General features: G+C 66.7%; 22 protein-coding genes. 13 read left to right on the top strand and 9 right to left on the bottom strand.

All coding sequences use genetic code 11. The annotated features are described in order from the left end of the window. Window positions 1–148: 148 nt before the first annotated feature. The gene (locus KXD98_RS28450; protein WP_313901251.1) at window positions 149–1,798 is read right to left on the bottom strand and encodes a hypothetical protein; all 1,650 of its coding nucleotides are present in this window, start codon (window positions 1,796–1,798) and stop codon (window positions 149–151) included. 486 nt (window positions 1,799–2,284) lie between these two features. On the opposite strand from KXD98_RS28450, the gene KXD98_RS23330 reads away from it, so the two are divergent. Beyond that, on the top strand, window positions 2,285–2,644 hold the full coding sequence (locus tag KXD98_RS23330) for a hypothetical protein (RefSeq protein ID WP_260760712.1): 360 nt from the start codon (window positions 2,285–2,287) through the stop codon (window positions 2,642–2,644). Here the strand turns inward: KXD98_RS23330 and aztA are convergent. Further along, complete coding sequence (gene aztA / locus KXD98_RS23325) at window positions 2,606–3,316, bottom strand: zinc ABC transporter ATP-binding protein AztA (protein WP_260760711.1); 711 nt, start codon at window positions 3,314–3,316, stop codon at window positions 2,606–2,608. The genes KXD98_RS23330 and aztA overlap by 39 nt on opposite strands. 20 nt (window positions 3,317–3,336) lie before the next feature. Between aztA and aztB the strand changes: the two genes are divergently transcribed. From aztB to aztD, 3 genes are read left to right on the top strand one after another with little or no spacing between them, the layout of a single operon-like run. After that, window positions 3,337–5,361 carry a zinc ABC transporter permease AztB gene (gene aztB / locus KXD98_RS23320; protein ID WP_260760710.1) on the top strand — a complete coding sequence of 675 codons (2,025 nt, stop codon included), beginning with the start codon at window positions 3,337–3,339 and terminating at the stop codon, window positions 5,359–5,361. Next, window positions 5,358–6,266 carry a zinc ABC transporter substrate-binding protein AztC gene (gene aztC / locus KXD98_RS23315; RefSeq protein ID WP_260760709.1) on the top strand — a complete coding sequence of 303 codons (909 nt, stop codon included), beginning with the start codon at window positions 5,358–5,360 and terminating at the stop codon, window positions 6,264–6,266. The genes aztB and aztC overlap by 4 nt, the downstream gene beginning before the upstream one ends. Before the next feature lie 39 nt (window positions 6,267–6,305). Continuing rightward, window positions 6,306–7,514 (top strand): zinc metallochaperone AztD, encoded by a 1,209-nt coding sequence (gene aztD, locus KXD98_RS23310; protein WP_260760708.1) that lies wholly within the window; start codon window positions 6,306–6,308, stop codon window positions 7,512–7,514. A 77-nt stretch (window positions 7,515–7,591) separates the two neighbouring features. Here aztD and KXD98_RS23305 read toward each other — a convergent pair whose 3' ends face one another. Further along, entirely contained in the window at window positions 7,592–7,984 is a 393-nt protein-coding gene (locus KXD98_RS23305; RefSeq protein WP_260760707.1) for a hypothetical protein, read from the bottom strand. A 107-nt stretch (window positions 7,985–8,091) separates the two neighbouring features. On the opposite strand from KXD98_RS23305, the gene KXD98_RS23300 reads away from it, so the two are divergent. The 4 genes from KXD98_RS23300 to KXD98_RS23285 are packed head-to-tail and all read left to right on the top strand — an operon-like array spanning window position 8,092 to window position 11,246. After that, window positions 8,092–8,955 carry a mycofactocin-coupled SDR family oxidoreductase gene (locus KXD98_RS23300; protein ID WP_260760706.1) on the top strand — a complete coding sequence of 288 codons (864 nt, stop codon included), beginning with the start codon at window positions 8,092–8,094 and terminating at the stop codon, window positions 8,953–8,955. Beyond that, on the top strand, window positions 8,952–9,254 hold the full coding sequence (locus KXD98_RS23295; protein ID WP_260760705.1) for a hypothetical protein: 303 nt from the start codon (window positions 8,952–8,954) through the stop codon (window positions 9,252–9,254). Before KXD98_RS23300 ends, KXD98_RS23295 begins: the two co-directional genes overlap by 4 nt. Next, window positions 9,238–10,233, top strand: coding sequence for a GTP-binding protein (locus KXD98_RS23290; RefSeq protein ID WP_260760704.1), 996 nt, complete (start codon window positions 9,238–9,240; stop codon window positions 10,231–10,233). Before KXD98_RS23295 ends, KXD98_RS23290 begins: the two co-directional genes overlap by 17 nt. Then, window positions 10,230–11,246 carry a WD40 repeat domain-containing protein gene (locus KXD98_RS23285; RefSeq protein ID WP_260760703.1) on the top strand — a complete coding sequence of 339 codons (1,017 nt, stop codon included), beginning with the start codon at window positions 10,230–10,232 and terminating at the stop codon, window positions 11,244–11,246. The genes KXD98_RS23290 and KXD98_RS23285 overlap by 4 nt, the downstream gene beginning before the upstream one ends. Here the strand turns inward: KXD98_RS23285 and KXD98_RS23280 are convergent. Continuing rightward, window positions 11,224–12,369, bottom strand: coding sequence for a GTP-binding protein (locus KXD98_RS23280; RefSeq protein WP_260760702.1), 1,146 nt, complete (start codon window positions 12,367–12,369; stop codon window positions 11,224–11,226). The two genes, KXD98_RS23285 and KXD98_RS23280, sit on opposite strands and share 23 nt — an antisense overlap. Window positions 12,370–12,449: 80 nt before the next feature. Between KXD98_RS23280 and KXD98_RS23275 the strand changes: the two genes are divergently transcribed. Genes KXD98_RS23275 through KXD98_RS23260 form a run of 4 tightly spaced genes read left to right on the top strand, consistent with a single transcriptional unit; the run spans window position 12,450 to window position 16,207 of the window. Continuing rightward, a complete protein-coding gene (locus KXD98_RS23275) occupies window positions 12,450–13,448 on the top strand; it encodes a metal ABC transporter solute-binding protein, Zn/Mn family (protein ID WP_260760701.1) in 999 nt (332 codons plus the stop codon). Next, window positions 13,435–14,208, top strand: coding sequence for a metal ABC transporter ATP-binding protein (locus KXD98_RS23270; RefSeq protein WP_260760700.1), 774 nt, complete (start codon window positions 13,435–13,437; stop codon window positions 14,206–14,208). The genes KXD98_RS23275 and KXD98_RS23270 overlap by 14 nt, the downstream gene beginning before the upstream one ends. Next, window positions 14,205–15,068 carry a metal ABC transporter permease gene (locus KXD98_RS23265; RefSeq protein ID WP_260760699.1) on the top strand — a complete coding sequence of 288 codons (864 nt, stop codon included), beginning with the start codon at window positions 14,205–14,207 and terminating at the stop codon, window positions 15,066–15,068. Before KXD98_RS23270 ends, KXD98_RS23265 begins: the two co-directional genes overlap by 4 nt. A 44-nt stretch (window positions 15,069–15,112) precedes the next feature. Beyond that, entirely contained in the window at window positions 15,113–16,207 is a 1,095-nt protein-coding gene (locus KXD98_RS23260) for a LacI family DNA-binding transcriptional regulator (RefSeq protein ID WP_260760698.1), read from the top strand. A gap of 11 nt (window positions 16,208–16,218) precedes the next feature. Here KXD98_RS23260 and KXD98_RS23255 read toward each other — a convergent pair whose 3' ends face one another. From KXD98_RS23255 to kstR, 3 genes are read right to left on the bottom strand one after another with little or no spacing between them, the layout of a single operon-like run. Then, entirely contained in the window at window positions 16,219–16,842 is a 624-nt protein-coding gene (locus tag KXD98_RS23255; RefSeq protein ID WP_260760697.1) for a bifunctional 2-polyprenyl-6-hydroxyphenol methylase/3-demethylubiquinol 3-O-methyltransferase UbiG, read from the bottom strand. 48 nt (window positions 16,843–16,890) lie between these two features. Next, a complete protein-coding gene (gene otsB / locus KXD98_RS23250) occupies window positions 16,891–17,646 on the bottom strand; it encodes a trehalose-phosphatase (protein WP_260760696.1) in 756 nt (251 codons plus the stop codon). A 3-nt stretch (window positions 17,647–17,649) separates the two neighbouring features. Then, window positions 17,650–18,258, bottom strand: a complete 609-nt coding sequence (gene kstR, locus KXD98_RS23245; RefSeq protein WP_260765368.1) for a cholesterol catabolism transcriptional regulator KstR — start codon at window positions 18,256–18,258, stop codon at window positions 17,650–17,652. Window positions 18,259–18,548: 290 nt separating this feature from the next. On the opposite strand from kstR, the gene KXD98_RS23240 reads away from it, so the two are divergent. Then, a complete protein-coding gene (locus tag KXD98_RS23240) occupies window positions 18,549–20,672 on the top strand; it encodes an acyl-CoA dehydrogenase (protein ID WP_260760695.1) in 2,124 nt (707 codons plus the stop codon). Here the strand turns inward: KXD98_RS23240 and KXD98_RS23235 are convergent. Together KXD98_RS23235 and KXD98_RS23230 are read right to left on the bottom strand one after the other, a co-directional pair. Further along, window positions 20,669–21,244 (bottom strand): hypothetical protein, encoded by a 576-nt coding sequence (locus KXD98_RS23235; protein WP_260760694.1) that lies wholly within the window; start codon window positions 21,242–21,244, stop codon window positions 20,669–20,671. The two genes, KXD98_RS23240 and KXD98_RS23235, sit on opposite strands and share 4 nt — an antisense overlap. 21 nt (window positions 21,245–21,265) lie before the next feature. Then, window positions 21,266–22,336 carry a ferredoxin--NADP reductase gene (locus KXD98_RS23230; RefSeq protein ID WP_260760693.1) on the bottom strand — a complete coding sequence of 357 codons (1,071 nt, stop codon included), beginning with the start codon at window positions 22,334–22,336 and terminating at the stop codon, window positions 21,266–21,268. Window positions 22,337–22,457: the final 121 nt, after the last annotated feature.

Genomic DNA, 22,457 nt, shown 5'->3' with positions numbered 1-22,457 from the left:
CGTGCCTGCCGCGTCGGCGGGTGGGCTGTCCTGTTCTGGCATGGCTGAACCTCTCCGCAATCGTTCCGGACTATCTCAAAGTGATGGGACATCGAAGCGCGGGCGTCGACGTGCGAACCGCCGACGCCCGCGCTCTTCGATGACGTGCTCAGCGTTGCCGCGAGGAGCTTACGCGCCGGTCGCTCTTGCTGTCGCTGCTGCTCCTGGCGGCGCTGGTGCTGGCGCTGGTGTCGGCCTTCGCAGTGGCAAAGGCACTGGCACTGCTGTGATCGTGGTCATGGTCATGATCGTGATCGTGATCGTGGCCGTCACCGGCACCGTCGGTGCCGTCGACGCCACCTCGTCCTGCGGTGCCGCCCTTACCGCCGGTTGCCTCGCCCTGCGGGGCGGTTGCGTCACCGCCGGCACCACCGTTGCCGCCCGGGCGGCCACCGTTGCCGCCGTCGCCACCGGTCGCATCTCCGTGGTAGGTATGCGCGCCGCTGCCGTCGCCACCGCTGCCCCCGGTGCCGATGACGGTCTGGCCGCCGTTGCCGCCCTTGCCGCCGCTGGAAGAGCTGACGCCGACCGCGCCGGGGACACCTGAATCGTCGGGCTCACCTTCGTAGGCGCCCCCGCCGGTTCCACCGTTACCGCCCTTGCCGATCACGGAGCTACCGCCGTTGCCGCCGGCACCGCTGATCGCCTCACCGACCGAGCTGTGACTGTGCTCATGGTCGTGGTTGTGCTCGGCCGCGCTGCTGTGATCGTGGTCGTGGCTATGGCTGTGCACGATGTCGGCGGTGCCACCGTGGCCGCCGTCGGCTCCGTTGCCGATCAGGGCTCGTCCACCGTCTCCGCCCTGACCGCCGACCGACTGGACGACTCTTTCCTGGCCGTCGACGACGACGACGCTTCCGCCGGATGCAGCGCTACCGCCGTGTCCGCCCTGGCCGCCGTTACCCGACAGGCCGGCGTGGCCGCCGGCGCCTCCGTTGCCGCCAGTGGCGAAGCCGCTCTCGCTGAACGCCCAGCCGCCGACGCCGCCGTTGCCGCCGCCACCGGACAGGAATCCGCCGTGACCACCCTTGCCGCCCGAGCCGCCGACGACGTGCTCGTAGGGATTGTCGTCGCGGTTCACTCCGATGCCGCCGGCACCACCGTCGCCGCCCCTGCCGATACCCAGCAGGGCAGAGCCGCCGTTGGCGCCGTTGGTGGCAGCAAAGAACGTGCCCTCGTGGTCGTGGTCGTGGTCGTGGTCGTGGTCGTGGTCGTGGTCATGGTCATGACTGTGGTCGAGCAATCGCCACGTGCCGGTCTGCGCGTCTTTGACGTAGTAGCCGGCGTCCAGTCCCTTTCCGCCTTTGCCGCCGTTGCCGCCGAACAGACCACCGTTGCCGCCGGCACTGGCCGCCACGACGATGCCATCGCCGGTGATGTAGGCATCGGTGCCGTCCACACCGTTGCCGATCAGCCAGCCACCCTTGCCGATCATTCCGAGGGTGTAGTTCTTGTCCAGATTCAGCACCCAGTCCGCCAGCGTGGGTGGGGTTGCTGCTGCCGAGGTGTTGAACGCTGCGGTGTGGAAAAGCTTTTTGTCTGAAGACTTTCGGCCCGAGTCCTCGAACTCGGGGAAGAGCAGCGGTGATTGCCACCCGGTACCCAGCAGGGCAGTCGCCTTGTCCGGCAGTGGTTTCTCGTCAGTTGTCAGGGCGTATGCGATCGTGGTGGCCGATGTCGCGGTGAGGTCCTGGCCAGGCTGGGTGAGCAATATGGCAGCGGCTCCTGCCATGGCCACACCGCCCATCATGAACGGCATGACAGGCCATCTCCGAGAAGCGGGTCTGGGTGTCGGTCCGGCGAACACATCGTTGCGATGATTGGACATTGCGTAATCCCCACATTGAGAAGTTGAGTAGACATCTGGGCTGCCCCAGGGCTGGGAAGGTAGCACCGGATACCAACATCCGCAGGTACGCTCGGGGTATCAATCGATACGAAACTTGCTGAAATAGCAAATAATTCGGGACGGCTCGGTTGTGTCTGTGGTTGCAGTGCGACGGTGTGGTCGACGGCGAAGCATGCCGGAACTGGCATAGGCGCAGCCAGTGCCCGCGGCGGCGCGGGGAGTCGGATCGGGCCAGGCGTGGATGTGCCCGCGGCAAGGTGTTGTATAGCCTGAGCGAATGTGTGACGGAGATCACTATCGATTGTCCAGACGTGCCGCCGCGGGTATGCATGGGTGCGAATATTGCTTACCCGCAATGTATCTCGCTAGCGACTCGGCGCCATGTAGGTTGGCCACGTGATAGTCACAGGAGCGCTGCTTGCTGAATCTGCCTCGGTGGTCGACAACAAGCTCAACGTCGCCGGCGGCGTGGTCGACAGGTATCAGATCGGTCCGGACCGGATGGTCCCGGTCACCCTGGTCGTGCTGACCAAGCCGCAGCCCTTCGACAAAGCGCCCTCGGTGGACCTGACGATCACCGACCCGTCCGGAGCGTCCCGGGCTGTCAAGATCGACGTCCCGGAATCCAGTTTGGGTGGCGAGATCGGGTTCTTCTGCCTGCCGCTGAGTTTCCCCGCGCCGATCAGCGGTCGCTATGTGCTCACGGTGCGAAGCCAGTCAAGCGTGATCGACCTTCCGCTCAACGTCATTGACTAGCTGTGGGCCGGCGGGACCTCGAGGCGCGGTCTCGTCGAGGTTGAGGCAGTAGTCGGCGGTCTCGATCATCTGGGCGTCATGGGTCGCGGCGATGACGGTGGTGCCGCCGTCGGCCAGGTGGTGCAGCGTGGCTGTCACCAGCGCCGCCGAGGCCGCATCGAGGCCGGTGGTGGGCTCGTCGAGCAGCAGCAGTGGCGCCTGTTGCGCGAAAGCCTGTGCCAGCAGCACACGCTGGCGTTGGCCCCCGGACAGCTCGCCCAAGGTGCGGCGCTTCAGATCGTCCAGCCCCAGTTCGTGCAGCCAGTGATCGACCACGGCGCGGTCGGCGCGGGTGGGACGCTTCAGCAGCCCGAGGTGGCGCCAGCGTCCCATCATCACCGCTTCGGCGGCTGTGATCGGGAAGTCGTCGGTGACCTTGCTGCGCTGCACCGCGAACGCGATGTTGCGGGTGCCCACCTCGACCACCCCGCGCTCGGGCCGTAGCACCCCCGCGAGCAGGCCGAGCAGCGTCGATTTGCCGGATCCGTTCGATCCAACCAGCGCGCTGAATCGCCGCGGCTGCAGGGCCACGGTGAGGTCGTTGAAGACCGGCGTCTGCGGATAGCCGTAATCCACACCCCGCAGTTCAAGGGGCGTGGTGACCGGTGTCACCTTGTTGAAAACAGTTTTCATTACTGATAGAAGTGTACGACATGACGTTGGCTTGGTGGACTGCGCCGTTCGAGGCGGACGTGGTCACCAGAGCTCTGGTCGCCGGTGTGATCGCCGCGTGTCTGTGCGCCCTGGTTGGTTGCTGGATTGTGTTGCGCGGCAGTGTTTTTCTCGGCGAAGCCATGACACACGGCATGCTGCCCGGCGTTGCAGTGGCCGCACTGATGGGTATCAGCCTGATGATCGGCGGCATTGTCGCAGCACTGGCCATGGCTGTCGGCGTGGCGGCCATCGGGCGCTCCTCCAAACTGTCCTCGGACACCGGTATCGGCCTGCTTCTGGTGGGCATGCTTGCCCTGGGCGTCATCATCGTCTCGCGCTCACAGAGTTTCGCGGTCGACCTGACTGCGTTCCTCTTCGGTGACGTCTTCGCGGTGCGGACTGTGGACCTGGCGGTGCTCGCCGGCGCGTTGGTGTTGACGTTGGTGGCCATCATCATCGGCCACCGTGCGTTCGTCGCCGTCACCTTCGACCCGCGCAAGGCCGCCACGCTCGGACTGCGGCCGCACCTGGCCATCCCGGCGCTGACCGTGCTGATGGCGGTGGCGATGGTGGCGTCGTTTCACGTGGTCGGCACCCTGCTGGTGCTGGGGTTGCTGGTCGCGCCGCCGGCGACCGCACTGGCATGGGCGCGCTCGATTCCCAGGGTGATGCTGCTGGCCGCGGCCATCGGTTCGGCGGCGGTTTACCTGGGACTGCTGATCTCCTGGCACGCCGGCACCGCCGGCGGGGCCACCATCGCCGGCGTGGCTGTGCTGCTGTTCTTCGGTTCAACTCTCATCAAAGTGCTGGGCAGAAAGCGGACGTTGATCACCATGGTCGTCTCGAGGAACTGGAAACGCGCTTCGGTAGCGGCGGCGTCGCTGTGCCTGCTGGCCGGGTGCGCCGGCGGCGACACCTCGCCCGAGGCGCAGGAGCCGGCGGGCACGGATGGCGACGAGGTGGTGGTGGAAGGTGCGCGCGAGGTCGACGGCGCGCTGACGAGGCTGGTGCTGGTCGATCCGGAAACCGGGGACACCGCGGTCTATGACGCGGTGGACGAAGCCGAGACCAGTGTGGGTTCGTTCGGGCCCGTCGAATCGATCGCCGGTGACGGTCGGTTCGCTTACCTGCGCACGGGTCAGAACACCACCATCGTCGACGCCGGCGCCTGGACCTTCGATCACGGCGATCACTATCACTACTTCGCCAGCGACATCGGTGAAGTCGGCACCCTCGACGCACCGGTGACCTCGGTGGGTGCCAGTAATTCCACGGTGGCTGTCCACACCGGCGACGGCGTGGAACTGCTCGACCGGGAGAAGCTGGGCCAGCGCTCGGTCGAGGCTCCGGCCAACCTCAGCGTCGGCGACGACGTCGCCGCCGTGGTGCCCTACGGCAGCCGGCTGGTCACCGTGTCGCAGACCGGACGGATGCAGGTTGTCGACGACGCCGGTGCCACCGACATCGCCGGTGAATGCCCCGACCCCTCCTGGTCGCAGCCGACTCGCCGCGCCGTCGTCTTCGGTTGCGCCACCGGCGCGGTGCGGGTGACGGGCGGCAGTGGTGACCTGACAGTCACCGCGATGCCGTTCCCTGCCGACGCGCCGCCACAGCGCCCGCAGCAACTGGACCACCGCGACCGCGCGGACGTGTTCGCCGGATTGTCCGACGGTACGGTCTGGGTACTGGACAGCCGGCAACGGGCGTGGACGGTCATTCCGGTCCCCGACGCGGTGGCCACCAACACCGCCGGAGACGGAACCGTCCTGGTATTGCACCGCGACGGCACACTGAGTTCCCATGACGTCAACACCCGCACCGAGACCACCCGGGTAGCGCTGTTCGCCGAGGCGATTCCCACCGCCGGCCCGCAACCGGTGATCGATATCGACTCCGACCGGGCGTACATCAACAATGCTGGCGCGCGCGAGGTGTACGAGGTGGACTACGGCGACGACCTGCGCCTTGCCCGCACCTTGAGCACCGAAGTCAGTCCGGGCCTGATGGTGGAGACCGGGCGGTGAGTCGATGGCCGCTGGTCTGGATCGTCGCGCTGATCTCCAGCCTGATCACGGCGTGCACCGGCAGCACCGCTGCGAGCGGAGAGATCATCGTCACCACCAACATTCTGGGCGACGTGGTTCGTAACGTCGTCGGTGACGCGGCGCCGGTACGGGTCCTGATGCAACCGAACACCGATCCACACTCATTCGGGGTGTCCGCCCAGGACGCGGCGGCGATGACGACGGCGGACCTGATCGTCTACAACGGTCTCGGGCTCGAAGAGAACGTCATCAGAAACGTGGAAAGCGCTGCAGAACAGGGTGTTCCGGCCCTGGCGGTGGGCGAGAACGTCGATCCCATCAGCTATGCCGAGGGCGGTGGCGCGGGGACTCTGGACCCGCACTTCTGGACCGACCCGCAGCGGATGATCACTGCCGTCGACGTCATCGAACAGGCAGTCCTGCGTGATGTCGAGGGCATCGACGGCCAGGCCGTGGCCTCTCGGGCCGACGAGTACCGCGAGCAGCTCATCGAGCTCGATACCTTCATGACCACACGTTTCGACGCCATACCGACCCAGAGCCGCAAGCTGGTGACCAACCACCATGTCCTGGGATACCTTGCGCAGCGGTTCGACTTCACCGTGATCGGCGCGGTCGTGCCGAGCGGTACGACGTTGGCCGCGCCGAGCCCGTCGGACCTGCAGTCATTGGTCGGTGCCATCGAGTCCGCCCGAGTACCGGCCATCTTCGTCGATTCCTCACAGCCCGAGCGATTAGCGCGAGTCCTCGCCCAGGACGCCGGCCTCGACGTACGCATCGTCTCGCTGTACAGCGAATCACTCAGCCCGCCAGGCACGCCGGGCGCGACGTATCTGGACATGATGCGCGCGAATACCGACGCCATAGTCGACGGTCTGCGATAGGCGCCGACCATATCCGAACAGCTTCAGAAGGGAGCAAACATGAGCAATACTCGGTGGCTTTACCGCGCCGGGGCGCTGTCGTGCACCGCCGCACTCCTGGTGGCGTGCGGGGGTGGCAACGACACCGCCGGCCAGACCGATACCGACACCAGCCCGGCGACCGACACACCGGCGCAGACCGTCAGTGTGAGCGAGCCGCTGGTAGCGACCTACGACGGCGGTCTGTACATCCTCGACGGCGAGACGCTGGAAGTTCGGCAGGACATCCCACTCGACGGCTTCCTGCGGGTCAACCCCGCCGGTGACGAGTCGCATGTACTGGTCACCACGACTGAGGGTTTCCGCATCCTCGATGCCGCCAACGGGCAGTTGACCGATGACACGTTCCCCGCCTCTGATGCAGGGCACGTGGTCGCGCACGGGGAGCGCACCGTGCTGTTCGCCGACGGCACGGGCGAGATCACGGCCTTCGATCCGCACGATCTGGCCAACGGAATGCCCGAGACCGAGAACTTCAAGACCCCCCAGCCGCACCACGGCGTCGCGGTGATTCTGTCGGACGGCACGCTGGTGCACAGCCTCGGCGATCCCGAGGGCCGCACCGGAGCCGTTGCGTTGCAGGGTGATACAGAGATCGCCCGCAATGAGGATTGCCCCGGTTTGCACGGCGAGACCGTGGTGGCCGATGAAGCAGTGGTTCTCGGCTGCGAAAATGGCGCACTGATCTACGCCGGCGGACAGTTCACCAAGGTTGCCAGCCCGACTCCGTACGGGCGCATCGGAAACATCAAGGGCCACGACGATTCTCCGGTTGCGCTGGGCGACATGAAAGTCGACGAGGATGCCGAGCTGGAGCGGCCCGAGCAGTTCAGCTTGATCGACACCACCACCGATCAGCTCAGGATCGTCAACCTGCCGGCATCGGTGAGCTACTCCTTCCGCTCGCTGGCCCGTGGGCCGCAGGCGCAGGCTCTGATCATGGGTACCGACGGCAAGCTCTACGTGTTCGACCCGGTAACCGGGGACACCGTCAAGACCATCGACGTCACCGAAGCGTGGACCGAGCCCGACGACTGGCAGGATCCCCGCCCGACTGTCTTCACCCGCGAGGATGCGGTGTACGTGACGGATCCGGCCACCAGGCAGATCCATCTGGTCGACCTGCAAGCCGGCACGATCACCACGTCGGCGACGCTGGAGCAGACCCCGAACGAGCTCAGCGGGGCCGTGGGTCACCACCACCACTGATACCACTGAGCGTGATCGTCCTCGCGTCCGTCGGGAATTGACACAACCCGGCGGACGCGAGGCGTTTGGTGGTGTGGTCAGTTGTTGCGGGCCAGGGCGGCCACGTTGAGCTCAGCCCGCAGATGTCTGGGCAGGAGTTGACCGTCCCATACGCCGGCGGCAATCCACGCACAGGCGAGTTGTGCGTCAAGGTCAGTGCGGACCGGCCCGATCCATTGCACCGATGCGATGGGTACCCGTTCGAAATTGCACGGTTGCAGGAGCAGTATCGCTCCGCGCATCGGTGCCAGGGTCGTGCACGCGAACTTGCCGAGAAGGCAATGCGTTTCCACCAGGACTCCGTGTGTGCAGCGTTTGACGACAGCGCGCAGCTGCGACATCAGTGCGGGGTCGCGGTCGCAGCCTCCGCAGACTGCCACGGTGAAAGGCCGCCGGGTGAATTCGTGTTCTGCGGTGGGTCGGTCGCTCATCGGCGTGCGCATCCTGTTCGTGGGCAAAGGTTCTCGTCACGCATATTCCACGGTACAGTTAATAGAAATCGTTTTCAACAAGCCGTGCGCGGTAGAGGAGGAATGTGATGGGTCGTTTGGCGGGCAAGGTTGCCTTGATCACCGGAGCTGGCCGGGGCCAGGGTCGTAGCCATGCGGTCCACCTGGCCGACGAGGGTGCCGACCTCATCCTCGTCGACATCGACGAGGATATCGCGACCAACTCGTACCCACTTGCGCGCCAAGCCGACCTCGACGAGACCGCACGACTGGTGGAGAAGGCCGGCCGGCGCGTGGTCACCGGCCTGGCCGACGTGCGTGATCGGACAGCGTTGAAGCAGTTGCTCGATTCCGGGGTCGCCGAATTGGGCGGGCTGCACGTCGTGGTGGCCAACGCGGGCATCTGTCCACTGGGCAACGCGGTCCCGGCCCAGGGCTTCGTCGACGCCTTCGACGTCAACTTCGTCGGCGTCGTCAACACCGTCCACGTCGCGATACCCCACCTCGCCGCAGGCGGGTCGGTCGTCATCACCGGTTCGGTTGCCGGTTTGGTGCCCCAAGCCGGCGGTGTCGGGGGCCAGGGCGGATTGCCCGGCCCAGGCGGCGACGGCTATGGGCTGGCGAAGAAGATGCTCCGCGACTACACCCGTTCGCTGGCCTTGACGTTGGGGCCGGCCAGTATTCGGATCAACGCGATACACCCGACCAGTGTCGACACCGACATGCTGCACAACGCGGAGATGTATCGCATGTTCCGTCCCGATCTCGCCGAACCGACCCGCGCAGATGCCGAGGAGATCTTTCCGGTCGTGCAGGCCATGCCGATCCCGTATATCGAGGCCTCTGACATCTCCCACGCCGTGGTGTATCTGGCATCCGACGACGCGCGCTACGTGACGGGCCAGCAATTGTTCGTCGACGGCGGCGCATCCCTGAAGCTCGGGCTTTCATGAACGCATTCGTCAACGTCGGCGGTGTCGCGCCGTCGCCGCCCGGCGCAAGCCCCCACGTGGGTCTGCTCAAGGGCGTGGTCCGTGAGGAACTCGGTCTCGACGACGACGTGACGGTGATCGTCCAGCAGCTGGCGTGCGTCGAGCCCGATTGTCCACCCGTGGAGACGGTGATCGCTGTGCTCGGCAACCCCCGGCGCAGCTGGAAATTCGCCTGCGCCAGCACCGATGTGACAGTAGCGCAGTTGCGTGAGGTACTCGCTGCACACCCGAAAGGACGCGAACATGACGACCACGACTGATTCACGGGTACCGGTCACCGTGATCACCGGATTCCTCGGATCCGGCAAGACGACACTGGTGAACCGCATCCTGACCGAGAACCATGGTCGTCGAATCGCGGTGATAGAGAACGAATTCGGTGAAGTCGGCATCGACGACGCGCTGGTGCTGGATGCCGAAGAGGAAATCTTCGAGATGAACAATGGGTGCATCTGCTGCACCGTGCGCGGTGACCTGATCCGCATCCTCGGGGCGTTGATGCGTCGACGCGACAAGTTCGATCAGATATTGATCGAGACGACAGGTCTGGCCGACCCGGCCCCGGTCGCGCAGACCTTCTTCGTCGACGACGAGATCCGGGAGCAACTCCGGCTGGACGCGATTGTCACCGTCATCGACGCCGCCCATGTGCTCCATCACCTCGACGAGGTCAAGCCTGAAGGAGTGGAGAACGAGGCGGTCGAGCAGGTGGCCTTCGCCGACCGAATGATTCTGAACAAGATCGACCTTGTCGACGACGAGCAGGTGGGCGCCGTCGAGCAACGACTCCGCAGCATCAACCACGGTGCGCAAGTGGTGCGGACGCAGAACGCCAAGGTCGATCTCGGCTACATCCTCGACATCGGCGCCTTCGACCTCCAACGGGTGCTCGCCGAGGATCCGGCCTTCCTCGAGCAGGACGACCACCAGCACGATCAGACCGTGGGTTCGGTCGGATTCCAGATCGATGGTGAGGTCGACGTGGAGAAGCTCAACAGCTGGCTCGGTGAGCTGCTGTCGACCAAGGGCGTCGACATCTTCCGCAGCAAGGGCATCTTGGCCTTGGCAGGACAGTCGCGGCAGTACGTGTTCCAGGGTGTCCACATGCTCTTCGACGGCGCGGAGGGGCGACCGTGGGCCGACGGCGAATCTCGGAGCAACCGTTTGGTGTTCATCGGACGCAATCTCGACCGGGAAGAACTCGAGTCGGCGTTTCGGGACACCTTGGTGTCTGCATGACCGCTGTGGTCGCTGGATCCAGCCGATGGCGCACGGACGTCGACGACGCCGTCGTCGGCGTTGCCGCAGGCCCCGGCGGCCGCATCGCGGCAGTCGGCGCGGAAGGGTCGTTGTCGTTGCTCGATACCGACGGCACGGTGCTGCACCGGGTGCAGGCATCGGCCGGCGCTCTGACCGTGGCGTGGTCACCGGCCGGGGATCGCATCGCTGTCGGCTCGATGGATGGATGCACCCTCTTTGACGCCGACGGCGTGCCGGTCGGGTCGGTCGAGGGCGGCTGGTGCTCATCGCTGGCATGGAGCTTCGACGGCGCTCGACTTGCGGCCGGGGTGGGGCGCGCGACCGTCGTGGCCGACCGGGACGGCGCCGAGTACTTTCGGCGCGAGCGCGACAGCACGGTCACCGGTGTGGCCTGGATCAAGCGCCGCGTGGCGTCTTCGGCCTACGGCGGAATCCATGTGCATCACATCTCCGCAGACGCCGGGCACGATGTCCTACCGTTCACCGGGTCATTGCTGGCACTGTCGATCAGCCCCGACCGGCGCTGGGCGGCCAGCGGAAATCAGGACGCCACCCTGCACGTGTGGCGGGTGGGCAAGAGCGGCAGCGAGCTCGCGATGTCGGGCTACCCCACCAAGATCTCGACGCTGGCGTTCTCGCCCGACTCGCGTTTCCTCGCTTCGGGTGGCGGAAGTAACGTCACCGTCTGGGATTTCGGCGGCACCGGGCCGCGGGGGAGCACACCCAGGATTCTGGCCGCTGCCGACCAGATCGTGACCGTGGTCTGCTGGTCACCGGACGGAAAGCTGCTGGCGGCGGCTTCAGGTGACGGCACCGTGGCAGTGTGGCAACCACGGTTGGCAACCCCGGGCCGACCGCATCCGGCCCGCTGTGTGCTGCGTCGTGACGCACCGGCCACATCGGTGTGCTGGGTGTCCCGCGACGAATTCGTCGCGGGGTGGTCGGACGGCTCGGTGGCTGCGCACCTCCTCAGTGCGCGTGACTGTGGGTGATGCCCCACGCCGGAAGCGGATCGGGGTAGGCCATCCAGGCCTGTTCGCCCTCGGCCATCTCGGTGTCGGTGAGCAGCGCGGCGCTGAACAACTGCTGCACCCGTTCGCGATCGAGCTTCACGCCGATCAGGACGATCTCCTGCCCCGGCGGGATCTCGGTGCTCGACCAGTACTGGGCCGGCTCGATCGTCAGGTTCGGGCCTGCCTGCGACCATATTGCGGCGATGGACGGTCGGCTCGCGATCCAGCAGAACCCCTTGCTGCGCAGCACCCGTGTGGTGTTGCCGAGGGCTTCGGCCAGCCGCTGCGGATGGAACGGCCGGTCTGACCGGAAGGTCATGGAGCTGATGCCGTACTCCTCGGTCTCGGGAGTGTGGCCATCGGCGATCTCCTCGTCCCACCCGGGCGCCTCGGCTGCGGCGATCGGGTCGAAGAGTCCGGTGTCGAGCACTTCGCCGATCTCGACGATGCCGTGGTCGGTGCGGATCAACTTGGCCCTCGGGTTGAGCCGGCGCACCAGGGTTTCCACGGTGTGCAGGGTGGATTCGGCAACCAGGTCGGTCTTGTTGAGCAGGATTACGTCGGCGAACTCGACCTGGTCGACGAGCAGGTCGGCGATACTGCGTGCGTCATCGTCGCCGGCGCCCATCTGGCGGTCGGCCAGAGCCTCCCCACGGGCGATCTCGGTCAGGAATGTCGACGCGTCGACCACGGTGACCAGGGTGTCCAGTCGTGCGAGTTGGCCGAGGCTGGAGCCGTCCTCGAACTCCCAGCTGAACGTGGCGGCCACCGGCATGGGTTCGGAGATTCCGGTCGATTCGATGACGAGCTGGTCGAACCGCTGCTGGCGGGCAAGTGCGCCCACTGCTTCGATCAGATCCTCTCGCAGCGTGCAGCAGATGCACCCGTTGGTCAGTTCGACGAGCTTCTCCTGGGTGCGGTCGAGGTGACCTTGTCCGGCGACGAGCGCGGCGTCGATGTTCACCTCGCTCATGTCGTTGACGATCACGGCGACCCGGCGGCCCTCCCGATTGGCAAGGATGTGATTGAGCAGGGTGGTCTTGCCGGCACCGAGGAACCCGGACAAAACGGTGACGGGAAGCAGTGGAGCTGAAGTTGTCATGCGTTAATGATAATCATTTTCAATAAGGGTTTGCCCGTCGGGTGTCCCGGAGTACTGCAAACGGTTATCGTTACCGGGTGATGTCCACTCCCGCGCGTCTCCGTCCGCTCGCCGCCGGTCTGCTCCTGACCGTTCCGATCGCGCTGGCCTCGTGCGCGAGCAACAACGACGCGGCCGCGCCCACCCCGGGCGCCGGAAACGGCGGCGAGGACTGTCCGGCTGCGCCGGTCAAGGTCGTGGTCAGCGTGGATCAGTGGGGCGACATCGTCACCCAGCTCGGCGGGCAGTGCGCGCAGGTCACCACCATCGTGGCGAGCTCGGCCATCGATCCGCACGACTTCGAACCGGCACCCAGGGACGCGGCACTGTTCGACGCCGCAGAGCTGGTCGTTCTCAACGGAGGCCACTACGACGAGTGGGCGGTCAAGCTGGCCGCCACCTCGGCGCCCGACGCTCCGGTGGTCAATGCATTGCAGGTCAGCGGAGGCGAGGACCCCGCCCATGACCATGACCATGACCATGACCATGACCATGACCACGCCGGCGAACCCAACCCCCACATCTGGTACAACCCCAGCGCGGTGACCGCCGTCGCCGATGCCGTCACCACCGAGATGGAAAAGCTGTCTCCCGAAGCCGCGGACTACTTCGCCGAGCGACGCTCGGAGTTCGGGCAGTCACTGTCCGACTACGACGCGGCCATCGAATCGATCAAGACCAGCGCTTCCGGCAAAACCTACGCCGCCACCGAGAGCGTATTCGACGACATGGCAGCCGCGGTCGGACTGCAGAACCGGACTCCGCCGGGCTACCAAACCGCGTCGGACAACGAGACCGATCCGTCACCGGCCGATCTCGACGCCTTCCTGCGATTGCTCGGCGATCGGGGCGTCGATGTGCTGATCTACAACACCCAGACCGAAGGTTCGCTGCCGCAGCAGATCCGCAGCGCCGCCGAAGCTGCCGGAGTGCCGGTGGTCGAGGTCACCGAAACTGTGCCCCCCGGCGACGAGTCGTTCCAGGTCTGGCAGGTCAACCAACTCAATGCACTTGCCGAGGCGTTGGGTGTCGGGGGCTGAGCCAGCACTGGCGTTCCGTGACGTCAGCGTCGTACGCGGCGGCCACACCATCTGGTCGGAGGCGACGTTCGACGTTCCCGCCGGCGGAGTGGTCGCCGTCATCGGAACCAACGGATCCGGAAAGACCACCCTGCTCCAGGTCGTCCTCGGTCTGATCCCCTGTGCCACCGGGCATGTGCAGGTCTTCGGCCAACCGCCCGGTTCGGCCAACGACCAGATCGGTTACGTACCACAGCACTACGCATCCACCGCCGGGGAGGCGATTCGCGCACGGGATGCGGTCATGCTCGGGCTCAGCGGCCACCGATGGGGCTTCGGCGTCACCTCCGCATCCGAGGGCCGACGCGTCGACGAAGCTCTCGCGGCCGTCGGGGCAACGCCGTTCGCCGACAAGCGACTATCCCAGCTGTCGGGCGGCCAGCGTCAGCGAGTCGCGCTGGCCGGGGCGTTGGTCAGCCATCCCCGGTTGGTCATCCTCGACGAACCGCTGGCATCGCTGGACCTGAAGAGTCAGCAGGAACTCGTCGCCCTGGTGCAGCGCGTCAACCGCGACTATGACGTCACCGTCCTGCTCGTGGCCCACGATCTGAACCCGCTGCTGACCATCTTGACCGGGGCGATCTATCTGCTCGACGGGCACGCGCACTACGACTCCGTCGAGGGCGTGGTCGACCCCACGCTGCTCAGCCACCTGTACGGAACCCAGGTCGATGTCGTTCACACCCCGCAGGGTGACCTGTACGTCCGGCGGCCCTCGTGACGACCACGCTGGTGGCGCTGGGCTACCAGGACAACTGGTGGCAGATCCTGACATCGAACTTCATGGGTAACGCGCTGCTCGGCGGCTCCATCGTCGCGCTGGCGGCCGGACTGATCGGCTACTTCGTCGTGGTGCGTAATACGTCGTTCGCCGCGCACGCGCTGGCACACATCGGCCTGCCCGGCGCCACCGGGGCTGTCCTGCTCGGCCTGCCGGTGGCGCTCGGGCTGGGCGTGTTCTGCGTCGGCGGTGCGCTGGTCATCGGCGCACTGGGCCGCCGCGCCGGTGACCGGGAAGTGGCCACCGGCACCGTCCTGGCGATGGCGACCGCGCTGGGTCTGTTGTTCGCCTCGCTGGCCACCCGCGGTTCGAACACGATGACCAACATCCTGTTCGGCAACCTGCTCGCCATCACCGACGAACAGATCATGTCCTTCGCCGCGCTACTGATCGTGTTGGCGGTCAGCATCGCGGTGATCTACCGGCCGCTGCTGTTCACCTCGGTCAACGCACAGGTCGCCGACGCCCGCGGAGTCCCGGTGCGGGCACTGTCGATCGTGTTCATGATCCTGCTCGGTCTCACGGTCACGATGGCCGTCCAAGCCGTCGGTACCCTGCTGCTTTTCGCGCTGGTGGTGACGCCTGCGGCGGCGGCGATCATGCTGACTGCGCGTCCGGCGCTGGCCATCGCGATCTCGACGGCCATCAACCTGGTGGCGGTGTGGGTCGGCTTGATGCTCTCGGCGATGTTCAACGCGCCGCCGAGCTTCGTCATCGTCACCATCGCCTGCGGTGTCTGGGCCGTGGTGTGGATGGCCGAACGTGGACGATCGTCGGCGGATCGGGTGCTGGTCACCTGAGACCGCCGGGCACCGGCCAACGAGTTGGACTAACGTCGGCGAGCATGCCGAGGAGTCCGATGCCCCGCCGGCGGGCGACCCTGGCTTCGCTGGCTGCCGAACTCAAGATTTCGCGGACCACCGTCTCGAACGCCTACAACCGTCCTGACCAGTTGTCGGCCGAGCTTCGTGAACGCGTGCTGTCGACGGCCAAGCGACTCGGCTATCCCGGTCCGGACCCGGTGGCGCGGTCGCTGCGCACGCGCAAGGCCGGTGCGGTGGGGCTGGTGATCACCGAACCGCTGAACTACTCGTTCAGCGATCCGGCGGCCTTGGACTTCGTCGCCGGACTCGCCGAGTCCTGTGAAGCCGTAGGACAGGGACTACTGCTGGTGGCGGTCGGCCCGAACCGCAGCGTCAGCGAAGGTTCGGCGGCGGTGCTGGCCGCCGGGGTGGACGGTTTCGTGGTGTACTCGGCCTCCGATGACGATCCGTACCTGCCTGCGGTGCTCCAGCGCCAGTTGCCGGTCGTCGTGGTCGACCAACCCAAGGACGTTGCGGGTGTCTCGCGGGTCGGCATCGACGACCGCGCCGCGATGCGCGTGTTGGCCGAGCATGTGCTCGATCTCGGCCACCGCGAGATCGCGCTGCTGACCATGCGATTGCACCGTGATCGGCCCCCCGGCGCAGCTGGACCGGTGGTGGCCGACCCGGCGCGACTGCGGCTGCCTCAGTTCCATGTCCAGAGTGAGCGCATCGGCGGGGTGGTCGATGCGCTGGCCGCCGCCGGTCTGGATCCCGCGACGCTGACGATCGTGGAGAGCTACGACCACGGCGCCGCCTCGGGCGGTGCAGCCGCCGACGTCGCGCTGCGGGCCAACCCGCACCTGACGGCGCTGATGTGCACTGCCGATGTGCTGGCGCTCTCGGCGATGGACCATCTCCGGGCGCGCGGCATCTACGTGCCTGGCCAGATGACGGTGACCGGCTTCGACGGCGTGCGTGAGGCGCTGCGGCGCGGCTTGACCACCGTCGTACAGCCCAGCATCGAAAAAGGTAGGCGCGCAGGGGAACTGCTGCATGCGCGGTCTGGCATCCCAGAGGTCCAGACCTTGGCCACCGAGATGGTGCGGGGGAGGACGTCGGGTCCGCCGGGCTGAGGCCCGTCCTATCAGCGGCGCCGGGCCACGATCACGTCGTCGTGGGTGTGCTGCCCCTCGATGCCGGCCGGAACGTCGCGCAGACGTCGGCGTGCTACCTCGACGTCCCAGTCGGCTCCCAACATCGCGACAACGTCCTCGTGGCTGAGGTAGTCGGCCGGGTCGAACCCGTAGGACTTGGCCTTCTCCACGTCGACGTCGGCGTGGTGCACGACCAGCAATGTGCCGCCCGGTGACACGGCTGCCAGCAGCGCCTGTGCGGCGCGATCATCCGGCGCATGCAACAGCGCGGGATAGTGCGCGCTGACCAGGTCGAAACCGATGTCGGGAAGCTCGAGATCTTCCAACGGGGCACACACCCAGCTCACCTCGACGCCGGCATCTCGTGCCCGTGCCTCGGCCCGATCCAGTGCCACTTGCGAAACATCCAGTCCGACAACTTCCCAACCGTTCTCGGCCAGCCAGACCGCCTCGGCGCCGATGCCGCAACCGATATCGAGTGCGCGGCCCGGGCCCAGCCGGCCAGCAACGTCGATCAGTACGGCACTGGGCCGAACATCGGGTATGTCGGCCGCCCACGCGCTGTAGCGTTCGTCCCACTCAGTGCCCAGATCACTGCCCGGTGATTGCGTCATGCACTCAGCGTCAGCTGTTTTCGGTACGGCCGCAACATTCGTTGGCAATCAGGCAAAAGCGCGTCGGGCGTCGAGCAGCCGGACCAACGCTGCGGCGACGTTGTCGGGGGCCTCGACGCGGTACCGGGCCAGGCTGTCGCCATGGCCCACCTTCACCCCGACATCGTCGCCGCGCATCCGCCGGAACGCCTTCTCGTCGGTCACGTCGTCGCCGAAGAACACCACCGTGGAGGCCTGGTGCTCGGCGCGCAGGATGTCGAGTGCTTCACCCTTGTCGGTACTGATCACTGCGAATTCCAGCACCGCCTTGCCGGTGGTGGCGTGCGCGTCCCAGTGCTCCGCGGCCGCCCACGCCGCTTCCAGGGCGGCCCGGCCGTCGGCGTCGCTGGCGTTGCGCACGTGCAGGGCCACGCTGGCCGGCTTGGTCTCCACGGTCACGCCGGGCTTGTCCGACGCGATGGCCCGCAGGGTGTCGATGATCGTGTCCAGCAGTTCGGTGTCGATCTGGTGGGTGAAACCGGAGTTGAACTCGGCACCATGGCTGCCGACCAGGTGCACCGTGGCCGGCAATCCCGAGAGCACACGCAGGTCGGCCAGGGCGCGCCCGGAGATCAATGCGGTTGCGGTGTCGGCGAGTTCGGCCAGGCCGGTCAGTGCGTGCGCCGCGGCGGGCAACAACCGCGCATCCGAAGGGTTGTTGACGATCGGTGCCAGGGTGCCGTCGAAGTCGGAGACCACCAGCAGGCGCGGAGCCCGGGCCGCGGCATCCAGGACGGTGGTCAGCTCAGCCGGCAGGACGCTCACCTGTCAGATCTTAGGGTGCTCGCCGTCTCCGATGAGCAGTCGGACGGCCAGGTCGAGGCGCTTGGCCACATCGGTGGCCGACGCCCGCCGGGTCAGCCAGGCCAGCAGGTTGCTCAGCCAGACATCGGAGATGACGCGCGCGATGTGGTACTGGTCCTCGGTCGGATCGCCGTCGCTCATCGCGCGGGCGAACATCGAATCCATCAGCTTGCCGACATGGTCGACTTCGCCGGCGGCCGAGGCGTCGGCGAACACGAACGCCCGCGTCATCGCCTCGGTCAGCAGCGGGTTGCGTTGCATCGCGCGGTTGAGCTTGCCGACCATGATGTTGAGTCGTTGATAGGCGGTGGCGCCGGCCGGGAACGCGGACCGGTCGGTCTTGGCGTCGATACGTTCGAACTCGCGGCCCAGCGCCGAAACCAGCAGGTGGACTTTGGACGGGAAGTAGCGGTACAGCGTGCCGACGGCGACGTCGGCTCGTTCTGCCACCGCCCGCATCTGAACGGCCTCGTAGCCACCCTTCGACGCGATCGCCAGCGTCGCGTCCAGGATGCGCTTGCGGCGCTCACGCTGAGCTTCTGAGCCCAGCTCGGATTCGGTCAGCACCGCCACGTTCATCACCTGACGGGGCCGCGAGTCGGACTCGGAACCGCCGACTGCGCGCGGTGGCGAGACCTTCGCTGACTCAGACGTCCCCGACATGCGACCTGCGGCTCCTCACGTGATGCGTTCCCGTCCGAAAACGATACGCATGCCCGCCTCGGATTTCCCACTCGACGTGATGGGCGTCTCCTGCGCGTGCGCTGCTGTGATGGCGGTCGACTTGACGGTCGAGCGCTGGCACTATTAGAACACGTTCTAGTGAGAAGCACTGCCTTCTCCCCCAAACGCTAGGAGTCACGGTGTCGGTATCTTCTGCGGCGAGCATCACCGACGAGCAGGCCGCGGCCCGAGAACTGGTCCGCACCTGGGCAGCCGGTTCCGGTGGAATCGAGGCCGCTCGTGAGGTCGAACAGGGCGACTCCGACGCCTGGCGGGGTCCCTATCGGGGGCTGGCCGAACTAGGGCTCTTCGGTGTCGCGTTGCCCGAGGAGCTCGGCGGGGCGGACGGCTCGATCGGGGACCTGTGCGCGATGGTCGACGAGGCGGCCGCGGCGCTGGTGCCCGGGCCGGTGGCCACCACGGCATTGGCCACCTTGGTACTCGGTTCGGCCGACCCGGAGTTGCTGGCGGCACTGGTTGCGGGGGAGCGCACGGCCGGGATGACGCTGACGGCCGCGCTGGATTGCGCCGACGGCCGCGTGTCGGGAACCGCGCCGTACGTGCTCGGCGCCGACGCGGCGGCTGTGCTGCTGGTTCCGGCCGGCGAGCGGTGGTTGCTGGTGGATGCCCGCGCCGACGGCGTGACCGTCGAGCCGCTGACCGCGACAGACTTCTCCCGGCCGCTGGCCCGGGTGACTTTCGACGGCGCCGTGGCAGTGCAGCTCGACGTGCCCGCACAGCGCATCGTCGATCTGGCGGCGACGCTGATGGCGGCCGAGGCGGCCGGGCTGGCCCGGTGGTTGCTGCAGACCGCGACCGACTACGCCAAGGTGCGCGAACAGTTCGGCAAGCCGATCGGCAGCTTTCAGGCCGTCAAGCACATGTGTGCGGAGATGCTGCTGCGCGCCGAGCAGGCCTCGGTGGCCGCGGCCGACGCGGCCGAGGCCGCCGGCTCCGAGGACGCCGGTCAGCTGTCGATCGCCGCGGCTCTGGCCGCGTCGGTGGGTATCGAAGCCGCCAAGGCCAACGCCAAAGACTGCATCCAGGTGCTCGGCGGCATCGGCATCACCTGGGAGCATGACGCGCACCTGTACCTGCGGCGGGCCTATGGGATCGCCCAGTTTCTCGGCGGACGGTCGCGGTGGCTGCGCCGCGTGGTGGAGCTGACGCAGCAGGGCGTGCGCCGGGAATTGCGCATCGATCTGGAATCGGTGGCCGACCTTCGCCCGGAGATCACCGCGGCGGTCGCCGAGGTGGTGGCTGCGTCCGACGAGGATCGCCAGATCGTGTTGGCCGAGACAGGTCTGCTGGCGCCGCACTGGCCGCGTCCGTACGGCCGGGCCGCCGGACCTGCCGAGCAGCTGCTGATCGACCAGGAGTTGGCTGCGGCCGACATCACCCGCCCAGACCTGGTGATCGGGTGGTGGGCGGTGCCCACGATCCTCGAGCACGGCAGCCCCGAGCAGATCGAGAGGTTCGTGCCGGCAACCCTGCGCGGCGAACTGACATGGTGTCAATTGTTCAGCGAACCCGGCGCGGGTTCGGACCTGGCCGCGTTGCGTACCAAGGCTGTTCGCGCCGAAGCCGGCTGGAAGCTCACCGGCCAGAAGGTCTGGACGTCGGCAGCCCAACAGGCGCACTGGGGTGTGTGCTTGGCCAGAACGGACCCGGACGCTGCGAAACACACGGGCATCACCTACTTCCTGGTCGACATGCGCTCACCGGGCATCGTGATCCGGCCGCTGCGTGAGATCACCGGCGACGAGTTGTTCAACGAGGTGTTCTTCGACGAGGTGTTCGTGCCCGACGAGATGGTCGTCGGGCAGGTCAACGATGGGTGGCGGCTGGCGCGCACCACACTGGCCAACGAGCGGGTCGCGATGGCCAACGGCACTGCGCTGGGCAATCCGATGGAAGAGTTGCTGCGCGTCGTCGCCGAGCGCGGAATCGACGCGGCACAACAGGATCAGCTCGGCCTGCTGATCGTGACGGCTCAGGTCGGTTCACTGTTGGACCAGCGCATCGCGCAACTGGCTCTGGAAGGTCAGGATCCCGGCGCGCAGGCCAGTGCCCGCAAGCTGATCGGGGTGCGTTACCGCCAGGGGCTGGCCGAGTTCCGGATGGAGCTCGCCGACGGCGCCGGTGCTGTGGTCGACCGGCAGGTGCACGATTTCCTCAACACCCGCTGCCTGACGATTGCCGGTGGCACCGAACAGATCCTGTTGACGATGGCCGGCGAGCGGTTGCTGGGCCTACCGCGCTAGAAGCGCGTCTGCGCGCAGGCCGTCGGGGTGGTCAGGTTCACCCCGCCGTAGACCACCTGGATCTGCGAGCAGGCCAGGAAGTCTGCTCCGGTCGCGGGCAGCCCGGTGCGCCACTCGGTTGGCATCGAGTCGCCGTCCACGCGGAACCGCTCGATGGGTCCACCGCCGAAGTACGTCACCGAGATCTCGACATTGTTGAGCGCTTTGAACATCTTGGACAGCACGTTGTTATGGTTGGCGCCCTTGAGTTCTCGCGGAACCCCGGCCGGAGCGCTGTACCAGGCTTCCTGCCACACGTCGCGCTCGTTGCTGCGCAGCGTGATCGTCTGCCGTGCCCAGGTGTCCTGCGGGAATCCGGTGGGACCGGTCGGGGTGAGCAGGTTGGCCGTGGTGTCGAAGTAACACTTGTTCTCGGCCGGCACGCAATTGGCGTTGACGTGCATCTCGATCTGCGTGGAGCCGTCCACGGGTATCGATGTGACCGCCGAGTTCGAGGCCGCGACCGCCGTCGCGGGATTGCTGAGCGCCATCGCCATCAGCGCTGTGGCGCCTGCCGCTGCGAGCCGGTTCATCGTCAAGAAGCTAGTCCTTCGTTACTCGTCGTAGGTGACTTCGACCGAATCGGAGCGTGGCAGCGCCTGGCAGGCCAGGATCAGGCCTTCGTCGAGGTCCTGCTGTTCGAGCACATCATTGATCTCCATCTCGACATCGCCGGCCTTCTTCAGCACCGCGCACGCGCCGCAATGCCCTTCGCGGCAGGAGAAGGGTGCGTCGAGTCCCTTGTCGAGCAAGACGTCGAGCAGCTTGGCCCGCCGCGGCCAGGTCACCTCGTGGGTCTGCCCGTCCAGCGTCACCGAAGCGGTGGCCGGGCCTTCGTCGCTGTCATCCGGTTCGAGCGCCACGCGAGCAAACGGGTCGGACTCCAGCGACTTGAATACCTCGATATGGATGCGCTCGGGTGCCGCCCCGGAATTCTTCAGCGCCTCCTCGGCGGCAGCCATGAATGGACCGGGCCCGCAGATGAACGCCTCTCGTGCGCTGTAGGACGCGACCAGCTCGCTCAGGCCGGACATCGTGGGCAGCCCCTGCACCGACTCGAGCCAGTGCACGATGCTCAACCGATCGGGGTAGTTAGACGCCAGCTCGCGCAGCGTCGCGGCGAAGATCACCGAATCCTGGTCACGGTTGGCGTAGATCAGCATCACCTTGCCGGAGCCCTGCGACAGCGCCGACTTCAGGATCGCCATCATCGGCGTGATGCCACTGCCCGCCGCCAGCAGCAGGAAATCGGTGTCGAGGCTCTTGGGCACGAACGTGCCGGAGGGGGCGAGGACATGCATCCGCATTCCGGCATGAGCGTTGTCGCACAACCAGTTCGACGCATACCCGTCGGCGGTGCGTTTGACGGTGACGGTCAGCGGATCGTCGGTGAACGGCGAACTGCACAGCGAGTAACAGCGCGCCACCGACCCGGTCCGGTCGCTGGGGATGCGCAGCGTCAGGAACTGACCGGGTGAGTAGCGCAGCTTCTCCGGTGCCACCGGGGCGCTGTCCGGCGATGTGAACACCAGCGAGCGGGCGTCGGGTGTCTCGTCGACGACCCGGGAGATCTCCAACTCCAGAACGTGACTGCCCAATGGCTCGTCGGCGGCTACGTCCGTCACAAGATGAGCCCTCTCTTCGCGCTGCGGTACATCATAACTAGAACAGGTTACAGAAATGCATGTCCGCAGGTCCAGCTGCTGCAGGCGGCCGCTACTCGACACAAATCGTAACGTGTTCTAA

This window comes from Mycobacterium sp. SMC-4, assembly GCF_025263265.1.
Lineage (GTDB): Bacteria > Actinomycetota > Actinomycetes > Mycobacteriales > Mycobacteriaceae > Mycobacterium.
This window is presented reverse-complemented; position numbering and strand designations above follow the sequence as displayed.

Bases quoted from the DNA above. Each gene is read 5' to 3' on its own strand.
- KXD98_RS28450 (WP_313901251.1), bottom strand. From the start codon at position 1,798: ATGCCGTTCATGATGGGCGGTGTGGCCATGGCAGGAGCCGCTGCCATA.
- aztA (WP_260760711.1), bottom strand. From the start codon at position 3,316: ATGAAAACTGTTTTCAACAAGGTGACACCGGTCACCACGCCCCTTGAA.
- aztB (WP_260760710.1), top strand. From the start codon at position 3,337: ATGACGTTGGCTTGGTGGACTGCGCCGTTCGAGGCGGACGTGGTCACC.
- aztD (WP_260760708.1), top strand. From the start codon at position 6,306: ATGAGCAATACTCGGTGGCTTTACCGCGCCGGGGCGCTGTCGTGCACC.
- KXD98_RS23305 (WP_260760707.1), bottom strand. From the start codon at position 7,984: ATGAGCGACCGACCCACCGCAGAACACGAATTCACCCGGCGGCCTTTC.
- KXD98_RS23300 (WP_260760706.1), top strand. From the start codon at position 8,092: ATGGGTCGTTTGGCGGGCAAGGTTGCCTTGATCACCGGAGCTGGCCGG.
- KXD98_RS23295 (WP_260760705.1), top strand. From the start codon at position 8,952: ATGAACGCATTCGTCAACGTCGGCGGTGTCGCGCCGTCGCCGCCCGGC.
- KXD98_RS23290 (WP_260760704.1), top strand. From the start codon at position 9,238: ATGACGACCACGACTGATTCACGGGTACCGGTCACCGTGATCACCGGA.
- KXD98_RS23285 (WP_260760703.1), top strand. From the start codon at position 10,230: ATGACCGCTGTGGTCGCTGGATCCAGCCGATGGCGCACGGACGTCGAC.
- KXD98_RS23280 (WP_260760702.1), bottom strand. From the start codon at position 12,369: ATGACAACTTCAGCTCCACTGCTTCCCGTCACCGTTTTGTCCGGGTTC.
- KXD98_RS23275 (WP_260760701.1), top strand. From the start codon at position 12,450: ATGTCCACTCCCGCGCGTCTCCGTCCGCTCGCCGCCGGTCTGCTCCTG.
- KXD98_RS23260 (WP_260760698.1), top strand. From the start codon at position 15,113: ATGCCGAGGAGTCCGATGCCCCGCCGGCGGGCGACCCTGGCTTCGCTG.
- KXD98_RS23255 (WP_260760697.1), bottom strand. From the start codon at position 16,842: ATGACGCAATCACCGGGCAGTGATCTGGGCACTGAGTGGGACGAACGC.
- KXD98_RS23235 (WP_260760694.1), bottom strand. From the start codon at position 21,244: ATGAACCGGCTCGCAGCGGCAGGCGCCACAGCGCTGATGGCGATGGCG.